The 1194-nt window shown below is 32.9% G+C and carries 2 protein-coding genes and 1 pseudogene; 1 reads left to right on the forward strand and 2 read right to left on the reverse strand.

The window, feature by feature from the left end:
* Positions 1-237, reverse strand: a pseudogene (locus HYG89_RS10470) (IS3 family transposase); the annotation flags it as partial.
* A 125-nt stretch (positions 238-362) separates the two neighbouring features.
* Positions 363-668 carry a DUF4298 domain-containing protein gene (locus HYG89_RS10475; protein WP_096901595.1) on the reverse strand — a complete coding sequence of 102 codons (306 nt, stop codon included), beginning with the start codon at positions 666-668 and terminating at the stop codon, positions 363-365.
* Between the two features lie 265 nt (positions 669-933).
* Here HYG89_RS10475 and HYG89_RS10480 point away from each other — a divergent pair, with 265 nt between their 5' ends.
* Positions 934-1113 (forward strand): hypothetical protein, encoded by a 180-nt coding sequence (locus HYG89_RS10480; RefSeq protein ID WP_178867395.1) that lies wholly within the window; start codon positions 934-936, stop codon positions 1111-1113.
* Positions 1114-1194 lie beyond the last annotated feature (81 nt).

Genomic DNA, 1194 nt, shown 5'->3' on the forward strand with positions numbered 1-1194 from the left:
TCCATTTGCTTCATTTTTTCTTGGTCAGATATCTGTTGTACTTTGGCAGGATTTAGTTGATCCATATGCTTTAAATACCAAACACGCAATGTTTCAGGAGTACAACCCTTGCGCAGCATGCTGCTCAGGTGCAATAGCTGTGATTGCAGCCCAAGTAGAAGGATAATCTTTTTCAGATTCAATCAATAATTGAACCGCTCTTTCTCTGATTTCAGGGGTATATTTTGGTTTTGTCATTGGAACATTCTCTCAAGAAAGTTGGTCTCCGACAAACCCGGTACGGTTCACAGTAAATTTACTGAATAAAACTGTGATGATAGTTTTATTGATCAAAATAAATTAGATGTAAGTTTGGATTAAGTTTAATTCTCAATCACACTTAAACTCAGTTTCATCCAATCAATTGCCTGTTGGCGACGCTCTTCTAAAGCATTCCATAGCGTATCTTGCGATAATATAGAATATTCCCCTTCGCGGCAGCTAAGTTCAGGCGCATTTTCATAGTCCTCAAGCCATTGTTCACTTTGATAATAGGCCTGTAATTCTTGCCAGAGCTTTTCTGCAGCTTGCCATTTTTGCTGCGCTTCTCGCATCTGTCGATGTAAATCATGCCATTGCTCATATTGTTGCTGTAAAACCTGAGCATCGTACATTTTATTTTTACTCATAGCTGAAATTCAAAAATTAAGATGACATGAGCGTACAATAATTCAAGATCAAGGAATGTGAGTGTATGTAGGTTTTATTTAAAGAAACATATATTGCTATATTTTTTTGCATTAATTTTTAAAGAAGACAATTCCTGATTTATTTAGTCAACTTTAGCTTCATTACTTTCAGTAAAATTTAGTATAAAAGTGTAATTCCATCTTTTTATCAAAAGTTAAAGTCATTAGTATAAGTTTGCTTCAATTTTTTAGAAAAGGTACAAAAATGAAATATATTTTAGGGGCAACATTACTTGCATTCGGTTTAATGGGATGTAACTCAAATTTAAATAATGAAGTGAGCCAAGAAAAAGTACAAAGTAATGCACCTGCAGAAACACAAGTTATTTATTTTAATGGCCCACAAGATTTAACCATTGAATGGCTTTGTTGCATAAATATGTAAGCATCTGATTTAAATAAATTTAATTTTGGATCAAAAAATAATCAAAACTTTTAAAATCATATAGTTATGAAATCTTTGTGC

Source organism: Acinetobacter sp. SwsAc5 (assembly GCF_013391485.1).
Classification (GTDB): domain Bacteria; phylum Pseudomonadota; class Gammaproteobacteria; order Pseudomonadales; family Moraxellaceae; genus Acinetobacter; species Acinetobacter towneri.